The following is a 22,408-nucleotide window of genomic DNA, read 5'->3' on the forward strand; positions in this document are numbered from 1 at the left end:
CGGCGCTTATCACCAGCGGTAGAGAATCCGCCGTCGCTTCGATGGAATTTGCCTGATTTTCAGCGGTCCCACGCCATTGTGAATTTCGGTTATAGAGTCCTATAGGTTATGTATTCAATGGTTTGTTGGCTAGGTGATGTCTCTGCATCGAGATTATCCGTGCCCTAGACAAGGATGGCTAAGCACCGACTTGTCATAGAAGACGACATTGAATGTCGAACATGAACGACGAGAGCGGTCCGATTTCGTATAGCGAAATCGCGAACGCATGATTTTTTACGCTATCGGTATATTGATTGAAACGACCACAGTGCGGTCCGTTGCTGCAGGCATAACAGCGGTAGGCGACCTATGGGACGAGGTCTGATCTTTCCGTTGTGACCGGATGCATTGTCCACGGCTTCGTGAGCGGAGCCTTGACCAGTGCAAATTGCGGCTTCAGGCCAGTAAGGGACGCAGCGATCCGCTGCACATTTGAGGGTTGGGTGTCGGCTTCGTATTCGAAGCTTGTGAGGCACATGCCAGCCAAAACGCGAATTTCGTTTAATAAGTCGCGCGGAACTTCACGTGTCAGATCAACTCGGCAAACGGTCGTTGGTCATCTGCCGACGATCGCCCAACCCAAGTCAAGTGCTTGTTGGATTGGACACATTGTAGCCATCCGGCCAAGTAACAAGGCAGCGGGGGGCGATGCGAGATCGGTAATTTGCTGTCTTGGACGCTATGCCGGACGGATGCCCTTTTGGAGTAGCGTGATCGTGGCCGAAATCTGCTCGCTCAGATTCGTTACAACGCCGTCTTCAATCGTGGTAAGCAACACACCACTGGATTTACCGGGCACATAATCCTCAAGCGGCACGATGCCTTCCGATCGATAGGCGAGCGCTTTGCTCGCCCAATTGTCCCGATAACGCTTCAGATCCATCCGGCCCAGGTGCTCCCAGTACCATGTCACGTTTCGCTTGTCACGAATGACAAAATCCGGCCAGCGCAACTTACCGGCGAGCGTGACATCCGGTTCATAGGCGTAGTCGATGCCCGCGGCGTGAAGCTTGTCAGCAATGATCCATTCGCTTTTCGAGCGCACCAGTTCGTTCTTCGCGGTCCGGTAGATCAGCCGATCGTCGAGCTGAACCTGCCGATGCCCCAGCGCAATGGTGACGGGACGCGACGTTTCGAACAGGTTGGTCAGACGTCTCTTGGTTTCGGAGGCGGAGTCATGTGTGTAGGCAAATAGCTCCCGCAAGGCGCCCTGCACGAGCAGCACGACTTTTCGCTTATGGCGCGTGAGCGCCGTATAGAGCATTTCCCGCGTCAATGTCCGGCATTTGTGCGGAATCACGAGGAAGGTAGTGCCGAATTCGCTGCCTTGTGTCTTGTGCACTGTCAATGCATAGGCCAGTTCCAGAGGAGGCGTCGCGTCTGCGCCGAATTCCCAGGATTTGAACGTGAAAGCGATGCCCGGCTGCGTCGCCATTTCAACTTCAAGCTGCTCGAAGAATTGCTTCGACTCTCTTCTTTTAAAGAAGCCGGTCGCGACGCCGACTTCGCCGTTTGCGACGTAAGATTTTTCGAGCTTAGGCCAGGACGGTCGATCCGACTTGTTCTGTACGTTGATTACCTTGTCGCCCCAGAGCAGTCTATGCGGGCCCAATGGCCGCGGAATGCGACGGTACTGACTCTTGCCGCTGAGTTCAAGGGCCCGGCTGCGGAACCGTCCTTGCAGTTGCCGATTGAGGGCGTCTGACCCGGCCAGTGACTGGCGCAACGGAGAGAGGATCTGCCAGTCTTCCGCTTTCGAGGCCGCACCGCCTTCGGTTTCCGCCTTTTTTCTTGGCCAGAAATACACGCGTCCTTCGAATTCGGTTCCGCCGTAGCTTTCCTCGAACCGCTTCGAGTCGTCGACGGAAGAGAGCGATAGCTCTTTCCTGAGCGATTCACTCAAGGATCGGTCGAGTTCTTCGGGCGTATTCCAATTAACCGCTTCGATCTGTTTTGCGCCACCTTCTGCAACGAGATCCCATAGGTCGTTCGGCATTTCGTCATGACCGGCGTCAGAAAACAGGTTGGCGAAGGCGAGGTCGAGGCGCCGTTCGCCCGCCGCATGACGTCGCGTCACACGCAATTCGGCGTAACCCTTCGCGACACAGGGAGTCATCGACTTGACGCCTTCAGGCTCCAGTCTTCGGCAAATATCCACGAAGGGCCTGCCCGCACCGATAGGTGGCAACTGTTTGGGGTCACCTACGAGAATAAGCCGATCGACGTTCTGCAGTGCGTCGAGTGTGGCTGCGAACTGATCTTCGGTCAGCATCGAGCACTCGTCGATGACCACGGTGCGATGATCCCCGCAGCGCTCCGCGTCTGGGCGCATCGCGTAGCGGCCCGTGGCGCCATCGTATCGCTGGTAAGCGTTCAGGAACTGAGCGATCGTCTTGCCTTGTCCGGCCATGCCGCTTGCCTGTTCGAGCCGCACGCGCGCCTTGCCGGTTGGCGCCAGGAGCAGCATGCCCTGACGCCTGACCGCCGGGATCAGGGACAAAGCCTTGATGAGCGTGCTCTTGCCGGTTCCCGCCGCGCCCATCAACAAGCTGATCTGCGATTGATAAATCATTCGCAGCGCCGCCGCTTTCTCCGTGCGTGCGGCTTGTTCCTGCTCATCCCATTCGGAAGCCGGGTTGGATTGCTCAATGGCGTCGTTGACAAGTCTGAGCCAGTCGTGCTCTTCTTCGAGACTCGGCTGGTTGTGGCGCGCAGCAATTTCGTCAGCGATGCACGAACGGGCTTGCGCATACCGGCTGAGCTGATAGAAGCGGCTGTCTTCGCTCTCGACGAGCGCTAGCGCTGGCGCGAGCGTATTGTCGAGTAACGGAAGAAGTTCACTATCCAGAATGCATGGCGGTTCGATCGGCAGTTCCAGAACCCGGTCGATGATCCAATCGGCGGGTAGAATCGTGTGCCCCTCTTCGACAGCGGCGTGTTCCAGCCGATCCACGATCAGCGCCCTCACCCGGCGAAGGTCCGCGCTCTCGTAGACGCGGCTTTCGGGCGGCAACTCGTGGGAGCCTTCGAGTTCCCGCGCATTGAAAAGGCCGCGATCTACCGCGCCGAACGGCAAAGAATGCTCCGCGCGCGTCTCGAACAACAGGTAGGGGTTCTGGCGAAGCTGAGCGTCGGTGACATTGAGCCCGTCCGTGTTGCGACCTTTTCCGTACCAGTAGAAAGCTTGATCGTTGCTGAGTTCGAACCGGCTGAGCAACTTCAGCAGATCTTTGCGTCCATCGTCCAGACGACGCCACTTTTCGGCAAGCGTAGGTCCGACACACACCTGCAAGTGTTTTGGCAAAGTGTGCGGCGCGTCGAGAACATCCTCGAAAACGTCCCATGCGGAGCGAGCATTGTCTTGTTCGATGCGCGAGACCAGATGCCACGCGAGCAGGTTGCCCCGTTCTACGCCTAGCGCCACCAGCGCAGCGCCGAAACCTGGGTAGGGACCGCGCAGCTTCCAGAGCCGGTTGAGTTCGGTATCGATCCACCTACGGTATTCGTTCCACGGGCCATCCGTGAGCTTGGCGATCTCCTGCAAGGCGTGCTCAATCGATAACAGCGATGCAATCGCGTTGTCCTGACTCAGAAGCTCAGACCCAAAAGAATATTGTTCGAACGCTTCGTCCGGGGCAAACGCGACGAAGCGCTCGAGCTCGAGCGATACGTCTTCTTTTGCGATGTCGAGCAGAGCTCGGTACGGCAGCAGGAACCCGTCGACGGGCGCCTTCGCATCGACGCGGATCGAATGCGCAATCGAGCGTTCCCAGAGGAAACCCGAGATGGCATTGGCGGGACGCTTGCCGGCTGCGTACCGGTACTCGGCGGGTTCCCCTTTACCCTTGACCCGTCCGACGCCAACGATGACTCGCTTGGGCGAATCGGACAACGGCGTGCGTTTGGCGTAGAAGAAAACGAGCGATTCATCTTTTCGGATGGCGCTGAAGAACGTATCGAGCATCACCAGTTGGTTCGTTCCTTCCTGAATCCAGGTATCAGGAATATGACTGGCCATTTCGGGTTCACGTGCCGGATCGTAGCCCAGCTGTAGCTCCCTCGCGAGTCCTGCGGTCTTGTCCTTTCTCGATCCCTGCACTGTCTCTTTGAGCATCCAGCGAAATGGAATCGCTGCGGCGGCGAAAGGCTCGAACGTGAGCGGAGTCTCCGAGAAGTGTGCATGAGAGGCCACGAACTGATAGGGGTGTTTCTTCAACTTCTCGACGGGAAAGCGCGCCATGAATGTGCCGTGTTCGTCAACACACGGCGGCAAGTCCTGCTCCGAAAATCCCTGAATGGATTTGCCGGCAAGCACTGTCTCGCCGGCATCGGACCGTCCTGTCCCGATGCGAGGCAAGACCATGCAGGACGTGTTTTCGCAGGGGAGCTTGCAAATAGAGCCGTTCCAGTCGCTGTCATGCCATGGAACGCGGACCGTCAGGTGTTGTGAGGGAAGTTCCCGTGCCCCGGCAATCATCGACATAGTTTTTATTCCTGTCTCTATAGTTGAACCTAAAAATGCTGACCGCCTGTTTTCTGTGCCACGTCGGCACGCGACGCAATGATATCGGCAAGCCGGACGCGTTCTTGCTGGGAAATGAGCGACTTTCTCATGCTTGCAACAGAAAGCGCGTAACCTTGCAAGCTACACGACGGGAATGTTGACAAGATTAAAAAGTCGTTACAAATTAGCGATCAAACGGATTTCAAGAAATGATGAAAGACGGGCCGAAATACGGGCTCGCTATCAAAGACCAATGTTGCGCTGCCGCGCAGAGGAAAAAACCGAAAATAGTGCGCGGCAAAAACAAGCGAAGGATCGGGGGGAACACAGTTGGATTTCGCGTCTTGGCTTCAGCGCTTTCTTGAAGCGCGGCGGTCGCAGCATCCCAGTGGAGACAGGCTGTTTTCCTATCGGGTGTCGAAAGAAGAGTATCTGAAGCTGCGGACGCTCTTCGCGCAATCACGCAAACAGCTGCGCGACGTGTCCCGGCGAACAGGTGCACCGGCCGAATGCGCGTGCTTCGTCCTGTACGCCGCGGAATGGCGGCGGCGCGAGTACGCGGGCGGTCATGGGTGCTGGCAGGATATTTTCGACTCCCTGCAACACGACATCGCGCTCAATGACTTCGAGCGGGCGCTCGCGGTCGAGCGCGGGCTGGGCTATTGGGGCCGCAAGGTAAGCGATTCCCGCGAGACCGTCCCGCTCCAACCGACCCGAATGGCATGAAGACCGAGTCTTGGCTCGTCTCATGGATCGGCATGACCGACCTCCAATGCGCGGAAGCAGACAGCGGCGATGCGGGTCCGGTGGCTTCGGCGGTCGGCGCGGGCGGTCGGTTCGATCGCATCCTGTTGCTGACCAGTCATCCGTTTCAGCGCAGCCGCGCTTACTGCGAATGGCTTGAGCGAAAGACCGGTTGCGTGGAACCGCAACTGCACGAGGTCGAACTCGTCAGCCCGATCAACTACGCGGAGATTTACGAGAAGGTCAGCGACGAGCTGGGGCAGGCGCGGCTGCCGCGCCACGGCGTCGAGCTGACCTTCCATTTGAGTCCCGGGACGCCCGCGATGGCGGCGATCTGGATCATGCTCGCTAAGACGCGCTTTCCCGCCCATCTGATTCAGACGTCTAGGCAGCACGGACTTGAAACCGTCGATTTCTCATTCGACCTCGCCAGCGACTTTCTTCCCGAATATCTGCAGCGCAGCGATGCCCGCATCCAACGGCTCGCCAATGCGCGTGTACCCGTGCCCGGCTTCGAGAAGATTATCCATGCGGATCAGGGCATCGCCACGCAGATTGAGCGGGCGCGGCGCATCGCGGCCTTCGACGTGCCGGTGCTGATTCTCGGCGAGACGGGCACTGGAAAGGAACTGTTCGCCGAAGCCATCCACTCATCGAGCAGGCGCGCCGCGCAGCCGTTTCTCGCAGTGAACTGCGGGGCCATTTCGAAGGAACTCGCAAATTCGGAGCTTTTCGGTCACCGGAAAGGTGCGTTCACCGGAGCGATGGCCGACCGGCCCGGACACTTCCGGGAAGCAGACGGCGGCACGCTCTTTCTCGATGAAATCGGCGATCTGCCGTTGGATGCTCAAGTGCGACTGCTGCGCGCGCTTCAGGAAAAGGAGATCACGCCGTTGGGCGAGTCGCGCCCGGTCAAGGTAAATGTACGGATCATCGCGGCGACACATCGTGATCTGCAATCCGATGTCGCATCCGGACGCTTTCGCGAAGACCTTTTTCACCGGCTTGCCGTCGGCGTGCTGTCGTTGCCGTCACTGCGCGAACGGGGCGCTGACTTGGGGCTGCTCGTCGATCATTTTCTGGGAAAGATCAATGCAGAAGGGGGGCTCGGCCCGGAAGCGCCGCACAAGGACATCTCGCCGCAGGCTCGCGACGTTTTCCTGAGCCATGCGTGGCCCGGCAACGTGCGCGAGCTTTATCACACGCTCGTGCGCGCCGCCATCTGGTCGCAGGACCGGACCATCACCGACTGCGATGCTCGCGCCGCTTTGCTAATTACCGCGAAACCGGACGAGCCGGTAATGGGGCGCGCACTCGGCGGCGGCTTCGATCTGCAGGATGTGCTGGACGAAGTGACGCGTCATTATCTTGCCCGCGCGATGACCGCGAGCGGCCAGCGCAAGAAGCGAGCAGCGGAGCTACTCGGGTTCGGAAACTATCAGACATTTTCCTACTGGCTGCGCAAGCACGGCATGGAGTCTGAAGGACTGGAGTCCGATGAAGCACAAAAAAATCTCTCCAAAACAAAAGATTTTCTGTGAACGGTATGGCGGCGAGACCACGCTTGAACATGCAAGGCCTTGAATGGACGCTGGAAATCAGCGGCGGTACGACGGGCATGCCTCTCGCATTATCGAAGGCATTCCCGACAAGGACTTCACCATGCACATCGAGATCGACCGGCCAAACGACACACGCCTCCACTGGGTCACCGCTCACGCGGCCCTGCGCATGCAGCAACGCGGCATTACTGCTCAATTGCTCGAACTGGTCCTCCGCTATGGCCGCACGCTGCACGAGCGCGGACTGTCGTTCCGGGTCATCGGGCATAAGGAAGTCGAGCGTCACGCGCGCCGTGGCTTGGATTTGCAGCGCGCGGCGGGCATTCACGTGTTGGTCGAAGCGGACGGCGCCGTGGTCACGACCTACCGCAACCACGACTTGCGCCGAATCCGGCCGGGCAAGCGCCGCCACACGGCGCGTCATTGAGTCACTGAAACTCGAGAAGGGATAGAGATGGGTTTCGCCAAATACCTCGAAGACAACTACAGCCGCTTCTACGGCACGAGCATCGTCCGAAGACGAGAGCATGACCGATTTTTTACCGGCGGCGCGCAGGCGCCCCTCGAAAACGAAGGCAACAACACAAAGATGAACACTTCGAAGCTCAAGGATTTCACGGTCGCCGAGGCGCGGCCTCTTCCGGTGATCGTGCTGGCGGACGTGAGCGGCAGTATGTCCGAAGACGGCAAGATTGAAGCGCTGAATCAGTCGCTGCAGGACATGATCGCGGCTTTCGCAGTCGAGTCCCGCATGCGAGCGGAGATTCAGGTGGGACTGATCACCTTCGGCGGCAGCCGCGCGGACGTGCATCTGCCGCTCGCGCCGGCGCACCAGATTTCGTCGATGGAGACGCTGTGCGCCGAGGGACGCACGCCCATGGGCGCGGCGTTCAACGAGGCGCGCCTACTCATCGAGGATCGCGATCTGATCTCGTCGCGAGCTTATCGGCCGGTGCTCGTGCTCGTCTCCGACGGCCAGCCTACCGACGATTGGGAGCCGGCGTTCGAGGCGCTGTGCCGCGCCGAACGCGCCCAGAAAGCGACGCGCTTCGCCATGGCGATCGGCGCGGATGCTGACACCGACATGCTCAAACGCTTTGCCAACGATGTCGAATCGCCGCTCTTCGAAGCGCATGAGGCAACGGATATTCCACGCTTCTTCCGCGCAGTGACTATGTCCGTCACCACTCGCTCACGCAGCACCACGCCGAATACGCCGGTGTCGCTCTCGCTGGCCGATCGTCCCAGCGACGACGACCTGGATCTGGACTTCTGAATGTTGCGGGCAACGGGCGCGACGGTGATCGGACCGGGACATCGTCTTGATGCGACGTCCAATCAGGATGCTGTACGGATTCGCGGAGAGCGCGGCGGCTGGTTCGCCGCGGTGGCCGACGGCCTCGGTTCGCGCGCCCGCAGTCGGGTCGGCTCGCGACTCGCCGTTCGGCTCGCGCAACGCGCGTGGCGCGCCGATGACGCCGCGCCCGACGCACGCGCGTCGATCCAGCATTTTTACCAAAGCTGGCTGCGCACGCTGCCATCGTCACCAGGCGACTTCGCGACCACTGTGCTCGCGGCCCGCTGCGGTGCGGATGGCGTATGTCATTTGATCCAACTCGGGGACGGGCTCGCGCTCTATCGAGCGGCGGGCGTGTTTGGCGTGCTGAGCGGCGCGCGCGCGGGCTTCGGCAACGAGACGGAGGCGCTCGGCGTAACGAAGTCGTTCTCCGCGTGGAGGACGGCGCGTATCGCGCTGTCGGAACCCGGCGATGGCGTGATGCTGATGACCGACGGCATTGCCGACGATTTGCGTCCCGAACGGCTCGGAGCCTTCTTCGATCATCTGCATGCGCAGGCACGCGCGCGTAGCCGCCGCGCGGGCCGGCGCTGGCTGGAGCGGCAACTGGAAGCATGGCCCACGGCATTGCACAACGATGACAAATCGATCGCCCTGATTTTTCGAGACAGCAGATGAATGCTACACATGAGGCAGCAAACAACAAGAAGCCGCGAGGCAAACGCGAGGTGGAAGACGAGCGCGGGAGCCGCTATCTCCTGATCGATTCGCTGTCGGAAGGCGGCCAGGGCCTTGTCTGTCTGACGGACACGCCGGGCGTGCTGGTCAAGGTCAGCCGGTTGCCGATTAGCGATGCCCGGTCCGCGCGCTGGTTCCAGCAGGTACAGCGCGTCAAGCGTTTGCCGCTGGATGGCCTGAAGGTTGCGCGGCCACAGGCGATGATCGTCAGTCCGCGTCACGGTTACGTGATGGAATTGATGGACGGGCTCGAACCACTCCAGCGCCTGCTGGACGCGCCGCTGCAAAGCGGCATGCCGGGTTTCCTGGAGAGCGGCGGCTTGTCGCGGCGTCTGCGTCTGCTCGCGGGGCTCGCCGGGACGCTTGCCGAATTGCACGGGCGCGGACTGGCGTACGGCGATCTCTCGCCGGCGAATGTCTTTGTGTCGCGCTCGATCGAGCATTCGGAAGTGTGGCTGATCGACTGCGACAACATCAGCGCGCTGTCGAAGACGAGCGTCGATTCGATCTACACGCCCGGGTACGGTGCGCCGGAAGTCGTGCGGGGTGTATCGGGAATTGATAGCGTGACCGATGCTTGGAGCTTCGCCGTCATCGCCTATCAGTTGCTGAGGATGCAGCATCCTCTGAAGGGTGATCAGGTGAACGATGGTGACGAGGATGAAGAGCAGCGCGCGCTGCGCGGCGAACTGCCGTGGATCGACGACTCCGTCGACGAGAGCAATCGCGCCTCGTCCGGCATTCCGCGCGATTCGGTGATCTCGAAGCGCCTCGGTGAACTCTTCCAGCAATGCTTCGACTCCGGACGGACCGCGCCGCTCGAACGTCCCTCAATGCAGCAATGGCGCGCGGCGCTGGACTTCGCGCTGCACATGCTGGTGCAGTGCGACGATTGCGGCAGCATGTTCTATTTCAATCGCAATTTACAGTGCAGTTTCTGCGATCACAAAGAAGTGCCGGAGCGCCATCTGCTGCTGCGTCACTGCCTGCGTGCGCCGGAACTGAAGGACGAGCCGGGCATCGGCGATGACAATCTCCTGCGCACGGGTTTCCATCAAATTTTGAACCACACGACCGTGCAGCTGCGCACTTCGCCGCCTGGAACCTTCAGCTACGCGCTCAGCGATCTCTGGTGCACGCTGTTGCTGACCGACGACGGGTTGTGCATCGATCCGGTTCGAGGAATGAACACTTTCCTGCAGGCCGGCGCCGGCGCGACGCTCAGACGGCTGAAGCGTCGCGAGGTCATTCCGTTCACGAACAGGAATGAGCAGTATTTCCTTTGTCTCGGTGAAGAAGAGCGTTGCCATGTCTGGCAATTCCAGTGGTGAGGCGCCCATGCAATTCGCTGATTTCCCCCTGCTCGAATCCGACGTCCATTTTGTCCGCGCCACCGGCGGTCTGGCCGCCGTGCCGCTGCGCCGCAATGTCGAAGTTTCTGTCTCGCGCGATGCGGACGGCGTGCTCTGGCTCGGTTACGAAAGCAACCTTATCGAACTGGATCCAGACAGTTGTTCGAAGAGCTTCGTATTGCTCGCCGACCGGCGTGATCTCGCTTGGCTGTTGCTCAAACAACTGGACGACACGTTCCACCTCCAGACCATCCTGCCGTCGGGCTGGACGCTGCTCGACGAACCCGTGCAGATCGCGGTGGATGAACAGAACATCGCTACGCTCGTGCAACGCAACGCCATCGATCTCTACGATGCGGCCGAGGCGCTCGCCTGGCTGAAGAAAGAGTTCGTCGTCGAAGGCCACAAGTCGTGGGTGGCAGTTTTGCGAGAATCCGGGTCGCGTACCGGCGACTGGACGCTGATCGGCCAGTCGTGGCGCATGTATCTGCAAGGCGAGGCCGGTGGACGTGTGGTCGTACGCCGGCTGTGGCGGCAGCGCGCGACAGGACTCGAATGGACGCGGATGGACGGCGCGTTCGAATTCGTGGAAGCCACCGCCGCCAGTCGGTTGTTGACCCCGGCGGCGCGGGCGAGCTTTGATCAGTCGGTGCAGAACAACGGCAGCTATCTTGCGCTGTGGAAAAAATACAGCGAACAGGAATGGCAGCGCAGCCAGCGGCAGGCGGCATCGCTGGGCGTGCTGGAGTATTGCGGCGCCGAAGAGGCGAGCGATGAAGGCGGCGTCTGGCGCTTCGACGTTGCACCGGAGGAACTGCGCCGTTTCCTGGATGCTTGGCGCGCGCTCGAAGCCGACGGCAGTCTTGAACTCGAAGCGAGCGCGCAACATCCTGATTGGCGCATTGAACTGGACAAGGTCGCGCAGTCGCGCCGTTTTCGCGGGACGCCGGAGATGGGCCGGGCCGGGTTGCTGCTTATCCGGTCGTGGCGCAGGCCGCCGGAGCAGGGCTATCTGTCGCTGTCGCTGGCAGGTGACCGTTCGGTGCAGGAGCGCCGCGGCAAGGCGCGGGCCGAAATCGATGGCGGCCGGCGGATGCCACAGTTGCGCTATCTGCTACAGAACGTATCGATGCCGCCCGCGCGCAAAACACCGTATACACCGCTTTCACCTGCGGCGCGCGCCTGCTTCAGAAATGGCAAGCCGACGCCGCGTCAGGAAGAAGCCATCAAGGTTGCGCTGGAGACGCCGGACATCGCGCTGATCATCGGGCCGCCGGGAACCGGCAAGACGCAGGTGATCGCGGCACTGGAGCGGCGCATCGCGGAACTGGGCGAGCATGAGAACGTGCGGCACCAGGTGCTGATTTCGAGCTTTCAGCATGACGCGGTCGAAAATGCGCTGCATCGGACCGAGGTGTTTGGCTTGCCAGGCATCAAGGTAGGCGGACGCAAATCGGCGGAGGGACATGATCGCATCGAGCATTGGTGCAGGAAAACACGCGCCACGGTCGAGGAGAATCTCGCGGCCTGCGAATCCGGCGAACCGCATCTTGCGACGCTGCATCGGCTGCGCGAAGCGCTCGCAACGCTGCGTCTCACGGCGCTCGACCCGGAACGCCGATGTGCGGAACTTGGGCATTTGACGGAATGTCTCGAAGCGCTCGCGGCATCGCGCAGTGGCTTGCGTATCTCATCGAATCTGCTGGAAGACTGGCGGGTGTACGTCGCACAAACACCGGTAGCCGCCCCCCTCAGCCGGCAGAACACGACGCTGCTGTCGCGCAAGGTGCGCGGCCTGCGCGTGACGCCGGCCGCTTTCGCCGATGACGGCCGCGAGCGTCTGCTCGATCTAACTGCCACATGCGATTGGCTGGGCGGCGTGCCAGAGCCTCTGCTTGCAAGGTTGCGCGCGCTCGGGGCGCAACAGCAGGGGGACGACATGCCATGGGAGGCGGTGCAGGCGCTGAGAGGCGCGCTGCTTGACGCGGTCACCGACTATCGTCCACGGAGCGTCAAGCACCGGCTCGACGCGCGCGGCCTGAGTCTGCTGAACGCGATCGAAGCGGGCATCGAAGACCGACTGAAGGTGTCGCGCCTCGGCAAGGCCGGAGTACTGATGCGCTATCGCGACGCGCTCGCCTTCGACTCGGTGCGCGCCGCAGACACAGTGCGCGAATACGCCATGATTGTCGGTGCGACCTGTCAGCAGGCTGCGAGCATGCACATGGCCAGCCTGAAGGGCCTGAGCGGGATCGGCGCGACGGGCATCACCTTCAACTCCGTGATTGTCGACGAGGCGGCACGCGCCAATCCACTCGACTTGTTCATTCCGATGTCGATGGCGCAGCGCCGCATCGTGCTGGTCGGAGATCATCGTCAGTTGCCTCACTTGCTCGAACCAGAGGTGGAAGACGAGGTCGCCCGTGCGCACGATCTCAGCGACGAGCAGCGCGAAGCGTACAGGACGAGCCTGTTCGAGCGGCTGAGAGATCAGCTAAAAGAGCGTGAACAACAGGACACCGTGCCGCGCGTGGTGATGCTGGACGTGCAGTTCCGCATGCACGAAATGCTTGGCGATTTCGTGAGCCGCGAGTTCTACGAGAAGGAAGGGCTGGATCCGGTGAAGTCGGGCCGTCCGGCGTCAGCGTTCCTCTCGGACGTGCCAGGCCACGAAAACTGCGTGTGCGGCTGGATCGACGTGCCTGCCGGTGGCGGCGCGAACAAGGAAACGCGCGCCAATCTGCCGAGTTGGCGCAGAAGCGCCGAAGCCATCCGCACAGCGCAGGAAGCCGCGCGCCTGCTCGAGGCATGCGGCGACGAAGTCAGCGTTGGTGTCATCACGTTCTACAGCGCACAGCGCGATGAAATCTTTAGTGAACTGATGCGCAGCGGACACGCGTGCCGCGACGATGAAACCCGCGAATGGGTGATCGACGAAAAGTATCGTACGACTCGCAACGGCGAAGAGCGGTTTCGCGTAGGCACTGTGGACGCGTTTCAGGGCAAGGAGTTCGATATCGTCTTACTGTCCATCGTTCGTTCGAACGTGCACCCGCTCGGGACAAGCGGCGAGGCGTTCGAAAAAAGCGCGAACAAAAAATACGGGCACTTGCGCTTGAGCAATCGCATGAACGTCGCGATGAGCCGGCAGCGCTCGCTGCTGATCGCGGTCGGCGACCGCGCCATGGCCGAATGGGAGGGTGCAGGCGAGGCCGTGCCCGCGCTGAGCGCGTTCCTTCAACTGTGCAAGGGCGAGCATGGTCATGTTCTCTGAACGTTACTGCCATGTGCCGGGCGTGAACCCAACGGCGCGCAATCGACAAGATCTGCTCTGGCCGGTGTATGCGTGGAAAGTTCTATATCCCGATGAACGGCGGCGTTCGACGCTCAATCTGTTTCAGGAAACCTTGCTCGGACTGGCGCGAGCGGGAGTGCACGACCCACTGCAGCTTGCTGCGCTGACGGGCTTGGATCCGGAACTCGTGCGGTTCATCATCGGAGTCGAGCTGCTGCCCGGCGGCTGGGTCGACAACCTTAACCGGGTGACGAAAAAAGGCCTTCAACTGCTTGACGGCGAAGAAGAGGTTCGTGCCTCGCTCCAGGCGGGCTACGCGTTCCAAGATGCGGTGAGTGGCGAATGGCTGCCCCGTTTCAGCACGCAGCTGTCCGAGATCGCGCCATCCGGCCATAACGATCGAAACCGTCCTTTCTTCGTGCTGGACCGCGACTCAGGACACAAGCGTCAGCCGTTTTTGTTACACCAAAAAGTGCACGCTTCGCTCGATCCTGATCGCATGATGCGCGCGCATCGCCTGTATCGGCGCGATGTCGGTACGGCGGGTGGCGAGAGGGGCGACACGCAGGCGGAAGTCGTGTTCGATACCATCGAGTGCATCGGGGATACGCCGGAGCAGGTCTATCTCTGGTGCGAATTGTACCGGGACGAGAGCGGCCTCGACCGCTGGCTGGTCAGCGATCCCTTTCGCATCAAGCGCGCGGTGCCGTGGCTGAGAAAGCCGTTCTTGGAACTGGCCAAAGCCAATGAAAATATCGTGCGCCTCATGCAACGGCTGCTGCCAGAAGTAGTGCCAAACGCTCAGTCTGCCGAAGAATGGATGGAGCGAATCGAGGAAATGGTGGCCGTGGAGATCGACGCGAGCCATCCGTATATCGCTCATCATGAGTTGATCCGCCATCACCTCGCTCGCCTGTTGCGGCTGACCGAACGCGTGGAAGGACAGAAGCGCTCGCATCCCGAAGAACTGGGCGCATTGATGAGCGAAGCAGCCAGCCTGCTTGAGGCGGTCCTGCAATGGCTCTTGCGCAAATGGACTTCGTCTTCGCCTGACTGGCCGAACACGAACTGGTCGCGTCAGGAGGCCAAAGTGGAACTCGCGGCGCTTCGCATCGGCGGTGCGGGCATCGATTCCCGTCTCGTCGACGCGCTGGCCGGGCAGAAGCGAAGTGTCATCAAGGCCGCGCTCAGGTCACAGGAACAGCCGCTCAAAGGGCTGCTGGCGGCCACGCTTTTCGTGGCAAACGCAGAAGACAGGCATCCCTATCACGAAGTCGGCGCCGATGCCTTGCAGCTGGTTCGCCTGACCGAGCTGACAAATTATCGCAACAAGGTGGGCGGACATGCGTCGGGTCAGCAGGCCGATCGCGATGAATCCCTCGGACATGCTCGCTTCGCCGTCCAGTGGATGGCGCTCTTCAAACGACTTTACTGACATGGCAAAAAAGAACCATAAGCCCAATCGCGGCGGTCCACCCGCGCTCAACAACGGAATCGGTGCTCACGGGCACCAAGGTCATCATGGGCACGGTAGCGCCGGTGCAAAGACGCAGACGTCGCCTCTGTTGAACACGCTATGGGGCGCGGCGAAGATCCCCCAGGAAGAAAGTAAGACAGAGACGACCGATGGCATGCTTGCGGCAAGCCCGTCGCCCGTCTCCGCGAGCTTGCCGGAAAGTGGGCGCCTTGATGCAATCGCCGCAACCCTGCGCAACCAGCAGGCAAGGCTGGACGAGGAGCGCCACACCGCCGATGCGATCTCGGCCGGTTTCGAAGCACGCGAAGCCGCGCTCGCGAAGCGAGAGGGCGAATACGGACAGCGCGAGGCTTTGCAGAGTGAGCGCGAGGAGAGCCTTAGTGCGCGAGATGCTGCGCTTACGCACCGCGAACGGGAGATCGAGGACCGTGAACGCGATGCCCGCCATGGCTTCGCGCGGCAGAATCAGCGCTCGCTGCACGAACTCAGAGATGAGAACGCGCGTCTGGAGGCGCGCCGGGCGAGCCTTGCCGTCGAAATCGAAGAAAGACTGACGCTAAGCCAAAATGCCTTCCAGACGGAGAGCGATGCCGTGCGCCGCCGTCTGGCCGAGCGCGCGGACCGGATTGCCGGGCGGGAAGCGGAACTGGACGCACGCGAGGAAGGCCTTGAGGAGAGCCGGCGGCAGTTCGATGCGCACAGACGCACGCGCGAGCAGATGGAGAGCATGTCGCGCGAGCGGGTACGCAGCGAGTTCGAAGGCGAATTGGCGCAACGAGATCAGGAGATTGACAGGTTGCGCAAGAAGAACGAGTCGCTGGCGCGCCAGCTCGACGAAGCAAACGACACACTCGACGGCTACGACGACCTGCGCGACACGCTGGGCGATCGCGCTCCCGCGGAGTTATTGCAAGAACTCGAAAAACTCGAGGACAAGAACAAGGCGCTCAAACGCCAGGTAGGAGAACTCGAGGCGCAGGCCACTATCGACGAGTTCAACGCGGCCTGCAAGGAGCGTGACCGCGCGGTGGAAGAAGTGAACCAGTTGCGCATCGAATTGGCAGGCTACAAGCAGATCGCGCATACGAAGAGCATGGAGGCACTCCAGCGGCAGCGTGCAGCCGACGAGCTTCACATCATGCAGGTCCGCAATCAGGCCATGAAGCTGCATCTAGACGAGTTGGAAACGACCATCGGAAAAATGACTGACGGCCGAAAGTCCGCTTCCGCGTTCGTGGAACTGTCCAGAATGGATGTGGATGCGGCGTATCAAATCGAGCGTCCGGTCAACCCGGTGGACGACCTGAAGACATTCACGGACGAACTTAGGATCCGGCTGGCCTGCGTGCAGCCGGACAATCCGCTGTACTTCCGCGCCGAAGACCTGCAACTGTTTCTCGGTGGTCTCGCCATGAGTCAATTGCACGTGTTCCAAGGTATCAGCGGCACGGGCAAGACCAGTCTGGCAAAAGCTTTCGCGAAGGTCGTTGGCGGCGAATGTCAGGATATCGCTGTGCAGGCGGGGTGGCGCGATCGCAGTGACTTGCTGGGCCACTACAACACATTCGAGCGGCGCTTCGCGGAGAAGGAATGTCTGCAGGCGATGTATCGCGCGGCGACGCCGTCGGCGAAAAACAGGGTAAACATAATTCTGCTGGACGAAATGAATTTGTCGCGTCCGGAGCAGTATTTCGCCGACTTCTTGTCCGCACTCGAAAAGGAAGGCGACGACCGCCTGATCCGTCTGGTGGAAACGAGCCCGGCTAATCCGCCGCAGCAGTTGCGTGACGGTCGCGAGATTCTGGTGCCGGAAAATCTCTGGTTCATCGGCACGGCCAATCAGGACGAGACCACCAACGAACTCGCGGACAAGACTCACGACCGCGCCTTCGTCCTCGAACTGCCGCGTCATGAAGGGCGCTTCGAGATCGCGCAGCGCCTGCGCCCGAGGACCATTGCCTTTGAGTCGCTCGACAAGGCTTTCAAGGCAACGCAGAAGTCAGCGCGAGAGGCTATCGATGAGCGTCTGGACATCATCGGCGACAGCGATCTCACGAGCGTGCTGGCGCAACACTTCGGCATCGGCTGGGGCAACCGCTTCGAGCGGCAAGCACGCAAGTTTCTGCCGGTGGTGGCAGCGGCGGGCGGCAGTATCGCGCAGGGGCTGGATCATCTGCTGGCGATTCGGGTGTTCCGCAGCGGCAAGGTGACCGGACGTTACGACACCAGTGCCGAAACGCTGGAGCGCGTGCAACAGGCGCTGCTTGATGTCTTCGCCAGAGTTACGGACGGCGCGTTCCCCGAGCGTTGCCTCGACGCGATCGAGGCCGATCTCAAGCGTCTGGAGCGCGGCGCGTGAAAGTTTTCGACCGCTACCTCGGCGAGTCCGTCACGTTGCCGGACATGGTCGAGCCTGGGCGCTACCGGCTACTGCGACGTGCCACGCTCAACGGCAGGATTGTGCTCGAAGACCACGCGCTCCTGATGAGCGACGGTTACGACCGTTGCATGCTCGATGGCAAACCGCATTACTTCAACGAGAGCGTGCGCCGAGCCGACGGCGATGCGGTTGCATCGCTGATTCTGCGTTCGGTACGCACACTGGCTGCGCAGTATCGCGCGACGCCCTCGATGCCGCCATCGCCGCTGTTTTCGGGCGAACTGGCGCATTCGGTGCGGCTTGATGACCGGGACCGCACGCTCAAACGTGTGATCGACGAAGGTCATCTCGCCGAGATCGCGCACCGGCCGCGCTACGCAATGAAATACGAGGCGGAACTGAGCCAGATTCACCGCGTGCGGCGCATGGCTCCGAGGGCCGTCGAACATCTCGCTGCACACTCAGAGAACTGGCACAGCCAGAGCCTGTTCGGCGTGTCGCCCAAACGGCTGCTCGCGCTGCTCAGCGAGGACGATTGGTCTATCTACGAGAACAAAGTCTACGCGCGCTTGCTCGATGAACTCGACGACTATCTGCGCTGGCGTCTCGCCGAGACCCGGCGGATCACGGAGCAGTACGAGGAGAGGCGCAAGCTCGAGCAGGCCGAGTACATTCATCATCGGCTACGCGAGCGTCTCTTCGAACTCTGGGGCGAAGCGATGGACCCGGCCGAGACGAAGCGTGGGCTGGATGATTCGCACGATGCCCTAGCGGTTCTGCAAGACGCCAAGTTACATATCGGCATGCTCAGGCAGAGCGAGCTCTATCGGAACGTGCCGCGCGTGGCGCGCGTGCCCGCACAATTGCGCCACACCAATATCCTCATGCACGACTCGCACTACCAGCATCTGCGCACGCTGTGGGGCAAGTATCGAACGCGGTCGAAGCAACAGGCCAGACCGGAGCAAGTTTTTGCGCACAACGTGGAGGCGCTCGGCGACTACGCACATTACTTGCGCATGATGGTGCATCGCGTGCTGTCGAACATGGCGCTGGTCGACGCGCGGCCGGACGCGGACACCATCGGCTTCACGTTCGGGCAGGCGCGGGGACGCGTATCGTTTGTCAATGCCGAAATCACGATCAATCTTGATGAACGCGCTCTGGTCATCGTTCCTACACTGACGGAACCGATTACACCCGCGGGCTTGATGAAGCCGGATGCGACCGGCCGGCTAGTCATCGCGTGTTTGCCTTCGAACTCACGGACCGACGTGCTGGAATACGTGCGTCCCAGTGCGGACAGTTGTGTGATCAACCCGTTCGACTTTTACGGGGAAGAGCGGATTACTTGGATTATCGAGCGATTCGTGTGGTTTCCCGTATTCGAGGCTTATGGACGGTTTCTCAGGCGAATTCCGCAAGAAGCGCTGAAGTGGTTTGCGCAAAAGGGATTGGGCACAGTACAGAACAATCAATGGAGAGTCGATGCTCCGTCTCGTGCCGGGGAACAAGAGGAACTGCTCAGGTGGCTGAACAATTCTTCGCTCAACGCGGAGAACAAGACGATGATTTCAAGAGCTGTGGCCCGCACCAACCTGCTTGGCTTATGCCGCCATTGCGGTGTGTCGGCGAAGTTCAAGCCTCGCAGCGGCGACTTCACCGCGCAATGTGAATCATGCGGAACGCATTGGGGCATATATCGCCGCCGCGGACTGCGGATCGGTGAAATGGGTCTGGCATCCTGGCAGAACGAGCAATTTGAACGCGTTGGTTCATGGTCGAGTCAGTTCGACGTGGGACCGATTCACGAACCGTAGGCCCCACGTCTCGAACAGATTCCTGCTGAAGTGGGAGCGTCTCGTCATTAACATTTGCCGTGGGCCACCTGCTGTGCCGGAGAAGCCAGTTTAATGACCGGACCGCTCAGCTAACGGCCTTTCGATCGCGAGCGATGCGACCGTTTGGGAATCGGTCGAACTCGGCCAAACGTCTCTGTCGCGTCAATCAATGTTGACAACGACGAGCCTCGCGCTTTGTGCAATTCGACAAAAAAATATGGGCGCTACCAAGGGGCGGCAATTACTTCAACGAAAGTGGTTGCCGCCCTCACGCGCTGTATCTTCAGCGCAAACGCTCACGAGTATGTACCGGCCCGGTTCTGTCCGGATTTCGCCTCATGCTCCGGGAGCCGCCTCGCATTGCTTTTGCCATTGTGCCGTCTGTTCCAGCGTTGGCGAGTTGGTGAAGGTCCCCGTCTCCTTATGAAATTCATCGTGGTGGCGTTGAACGCACGCTGAGACTGCGGCGGAACGCGCCTTGGGCGTCTGAGTTGGCCTGAAGTTGTGCGTTTGCATGCGCATTGAGTTCCGCCTGTGCGGCAAACTCGTCTGCCGTCTGCCGTCCGCTGACGGACGCCGTGGTCGTAGGTAGCCACCGCTCGCATTCGACATCGAGATCAGGCTGCCCGTCCGGTCACCGTTCAGGTCGCTGTCAACGGCATCGCCAGCCGGATTGGTAATCCAGTTGCTCGTCGTCGCAATCCAGGCTTCCTGGCTCACGGTCAGCGTCGAACCCGACAGCTAGTGGTTGCGGATGGGACAGCCCGAGTAGTCGGGATAACCCGCGTCGCCTAAGATCACGCCATTGCCCTGGATAACAGGCATGAACAGTCACAGGCGGGCACTGCGGTGCATTGCGGGAAACCAGCTGCTCGATCAGCTCGATGGTGGTGTGCGAGCGATTCCATTCGGTAACCACGACGATGCGCGAGCCGTCCGGCATCGGGTAGACCGACAGCAGGCGTAGTCCGGCCGCGATCGACAGGTCGTTCTGCGCCCCGTCGTCGTCGGACAAGATGCCCCAGTCGCCAGCAATATGTCGCAGCATGACGCTGATGACGGGAATCTGGTTGGCGCGCAGTCGCTTCAGGGCTTCGGGCGTGACCAGCATCCGGCCTAGATGAAACAACGGTTTGAGACGGTTGGTGTTGCTCATGGGGATGACTCCGGAATCAGGACGAGTACGGGCCTCCGGAAAAACCGGATGCGTGATCGCAGAATGTGAAGGAAGGGAGAACGGGCGCAGGACGCGCCCGGTTTATGCCGTCGGGTCGATAAGCAGCTTGCGCAGGGCAGCCGCCTTGGCCTGGGAGCAGCCAAGGCGCTTACGAATACTCGTGACGGTGGGACGCAGGAGACCGGCCTCGATGTCGCGACGCAGCTTCGTGACTTCGGTTTCGGGTTCGGTCACGGCAGGAACGATAGCCACGATAGAAACGTCAGCCATAGTCACGTCGGGCACATCGGTCGTGACTACGGGTACCGGGTCGCGACGATCCGTGTCGGGAGACCTGCCGTGCGTCAGCAGCGCGATGCACCACAGCAGGCAGGCCATGCCTTCGAGAACGGCCGCGAACACGAGACTCGTGAGCAGTTCGAGCCGGGCATCCACGACGCCTCGCAGCACGGCCATCCGTGCCGTGACTGGGTCGTTACGGGCGGCGTCACGATGCGAGGCGTTACTGTCTTCAATGGCCTTATACCGCCGCACGTCGGTCACTTCCGCGTCGAGTGCATCGAGCCGGGCAGCCAGCGAGGTTCGTCGTACTCGTAGCGTCGGGCAGTCACGGATGCAGTGCTGCGCATCGGCGACGGCCAGACCGGCCGCAACGGATGCGCGCTCCGCCATGACGGCCGTCAGTGACCGGTGAGGCGGCGCCCTGGCGATGGATACGGCCGACATCCGCATCTCGCCCGCATGCGACTGCGACAGCAGGAAGAACGTCGCATGTCCCCACGATGCGGCAGCCATGCAGCCGAGCCACAGCAGCGTACCGATACCGCGCACCGCGAACGGCGCGGACCGGCATAGCGCGGGCAGCAGGTGAGCGCCGCCGATCAGCACGACGCTCACTGCGACCCACACCAGCCGCTCCGACAGCCACCCGCCGCGCTGCCAGCCGGCGATGACCGACATGCAGACGGCGGTGGAGGTTGCCGCGACAGCCAGAGCGAATGCCGGACGGTGGGTCATGCGGCCTTCCCGCCGAGGAATGCGGCGCGCTGATCCAGCCGGTCTTTCAGACTGGATGCCGCGGGCTTTCCGCCAGCATTGGTATTGACGTTGTCATCACCGCAGCCATGATCGTCACGGGACGGGGCCGGATAGAACTCGTCCGAGACTGCCGCGCCGTCCTCGATTCTGTCCTCGAACGCGCCGTTACCGAAGCCGGCCCGCGCGGCGGTATCGAGAGCGACTTGGTCGAATCCGGCCGCACGACGTCGCGCATCAAGCTCACGCGCTTCGCTGATTGCTGTTTCGAGCGAACCGCCGGCGCGCACGCCGAGATCGACGTAATAGATGGCCGAACGGTAGCTCTGCGTCGTGGACTTGCCACGCAGCTTCAGTTCGAGCGGCATACAGGCGAGCAGGTTGCCCGATACGGCAGCGAAGTAATGCAGGCGCGCGGCGAGCGTGCGGATCGAGTTGTACGAGGTGGTGCGGAAGATGAACGAGCCAAGTTCGTCTTCGTTGCCGATCAACACATTGAGTCGGCCGTAGGGCTTGCAGGCGCCGCCCTGGCCGAACGCGCAGCCGTCCGGCGACGGGCACGGCAGTGCCTCGATGCCGGCGTCCGTGGCGCGCCGGCAGGTTTCGCCGTTACCGACGCAGACAGGCCGCCCCGTCTCGCGGTCGAAACACGAATATTCGGCGCGCAGGTTCAGGTCCGGGTCGGCAAAGAGGAACCGTACGGGGAGCGCCCGCAGCTTGCCGGTGGTGGCCTTGCGCAGCGTCTCATTGAGCGGATGCAGCAGCCAGCCGTCGCGGCTCTGGATCTGGGTCGTGAGAGTGAACTGGTCATCGCGCTCGGGCAGCCGCTTGCCATTCTTCTCGGTGACGCGCCCAATAGAAATCCGCCCGATGACGGGCGGGGTGATGCTCAGGCCTTTCAACATGGACTTCTCCTGTATATGTAAGCAGCTGGAAATGAAGCGAGAGAGGGTGAAGCAGCACC

The 22,408-nt window shown here is 61.2% G+C and carries 14 protein-coding genes; 10 read left to right on the forward strand and 4 right to left on the reverse strand.

From position 1 onward, the window contains the following. Positions 1-721: 721 nt before the first annotated feature. Positions 722-4,525 carry an AAA family ATPase gene (locus tag CIC12_RS10635; protein ID WP_168664075.1) on the reverse strand — a complete coding sequence of 1,268 codons (3,804 nt, stop codon included), beginning with the start codon at positions 4,523-4,525 and terminating at the stop codon, positions 722-724. 351 nt (positions 4,526-4,876) lie between these two features. Here CIC12_RS10635 and CIC12_RS10640 point away from each other — a divergent pair, with 351 nt between their 5' ends. From CIC12_RS10640 to CIC12_RS10685, 10 genes are all read left to right on the forward strand, one after another. Beyond that, complete coding sequence (locus tag CIC12_RS10640; protein ID WP_168664076.1) at positions 4,877-5,272, forward strand: hypothetical protein; 396 nt, start codon at positions 4,877-4,879, stop codon at positions 5,270-5,272. 194 nt (positions 5,273-5,466) lie between these two features. Then, complete coding sequence (locus tag CIC12_RS10645; RefSeq protein WP_342030520.1) at positions 5,467-6,831, forward strand: sigma-54 interaction domain-containing protein; 1,365 nt, start codon at positions 5,467-5,469, stop codon at positions 6,829-6,831. A gap of 43 nt (positions 6,832-6,874) precedes the next feature. Next, entirely contained in the window at positions 6,875-7,279 is a 405-nt protein-coding gene (locus tag CIC12_RS10650) for a DUF4258 domain-containing protein (RefSeq protein WP_238812513.1), read from the forward strand. Between the two features lie 27 nt (positions 7,280-7,306). Continuing rightward, positions 7,307-8,128, forward strand: a complete 822-nt coding sequence (locus CIC12_RS10655) for a vWA domain-containing protein (protein ID WP_238812516.1) — start codon at positions 7,307-7,309, stop codon at positions 8,126-8,128. Beyond that, positions 8,129-8,827, forward strand: a complete 699-nt coding sequence (locus CIC12_RS10660) for a PP2C family serine/threonine-protein phosphatase (protein ID WP_168664079.1) — start codon at positions 8,129-8,131, stop codon at positions 8,825-8,827. Then, a complete protein-coding gene (locus tag CIC12_RS10665; protein WP_168664080.1) occupies positions 8,824-10,218 on the forward strand; it encodes a protein kinase domain-containing protein in 1,395 nt (464 codons plus the stop codon). The genes CIC12_RS10660 and CIC12_RS10665 overlap by 4 nt, the downstream gene beginning before the upstream one ends. Positions 10,219-10,225: 7 nt before the next feature. Next, the gene (locus tag CIC12_RS10670) at positions 10,226-13,513 is read left to right on the forward strand and encodes a DEAD/DEAH box helicase (protein WP_168664081.1); all 3,288 of its coding nucleotides are present in this window, start codon (positions 10,226-10,228) and stop codon (positions 13,511-13,513) included. Continuing rightward, positions 13,503-14,969, forward strand: coding sequence for a hypothetical protein (locus CIC12_RS10675; RefSeq protein WP_168664082.1), 1,467 nt, complete (start codon positions 13,503-13,505; stop codon positions 14,967-14,969). The genes CIC12_RS10670 and CIC12_RS10675 overlap by 11 nt, the downstream gene beginning before the upstream one ends. Next, positions 14,905-17,370 (forward strand): AAA family ATPase, encoded by a 2,466-nt coding sequence (locus tag CIC12_RS10680; RefSeq protein WP_168664083.1) that lies wholly within the window; start codon positions 14,905-14,907, stop codon positions 17,368-17,370. Before CIC12_RS10675 ends, CIC12_RS10680 begins: the two co-directional genes overlap by 65 nt. A 272-nt stretch (positions 17,371-17,642) precedes the next feature. After that, entirely contained in the window at positions 17,643-19,211 is a 1,569-nt protein-coding gene (locus CIC12_RS10685) for a hypothetical protein (RefSeq protein WP_168664084.1), read from the forward strand. Positions 19,212-19,884: 673 nt separating this feature from the next. Here CIC12_RS10685 and CIC12_RS33040 read toward each other — a convergent pair. From CIC12_RS33040 to CIC12_RS10700, 3 genes are all read right to left on the reverse strand, one after another. Beyond that, positions 19,885-20,388: a hypothetical protein gene (locus tag CIC12_RS33040; RefSeq protein WP_238812518.1), complete on the reverse strand. Its 504-nt coding sequence runs from the start codon at positions 20,386-20,388 to the stop codon at positions 19,885-19,887. A gap of 102 nt (positions 20,389-20,490) precedes the next feature. Beyond that, positions 20,491-21,426, reverse strand: a complete 936-nt coding sequence (locus tag CIC12_RS10695; protein ID WP_168664085.1) for a hypothetical protein — start codon at positions 21,424-21,426, stop codon at positions 20,491-20,493. After that, positions 21,423-22,349, reverse strand: a complete 927-nt coding sequence (locus CIC12_RS10700; protein WP_168664086.1) for a recombination directionality factor — start codon at positions 22,347-22,349, stop codon at positions 21,423-21,425. Before CIC12_RS10700 ends, CIC12_RS10695 begins: the two co-directional genes overlap by 4 nt. Between the last annotated feature and the right edge of the window lie 59 nt (positions 22,350-22,408).

The sequence above is a fragment of the Paraburkholderia sp. SG-MS1 genome (assembly GCF_012275575.1).
Taxonomy (GTDB): Bacteria; Pseudomonadota; Gammaproteobacteria; order Burkholderiales; family Burkholderiaceae; genus Paraburkholderia.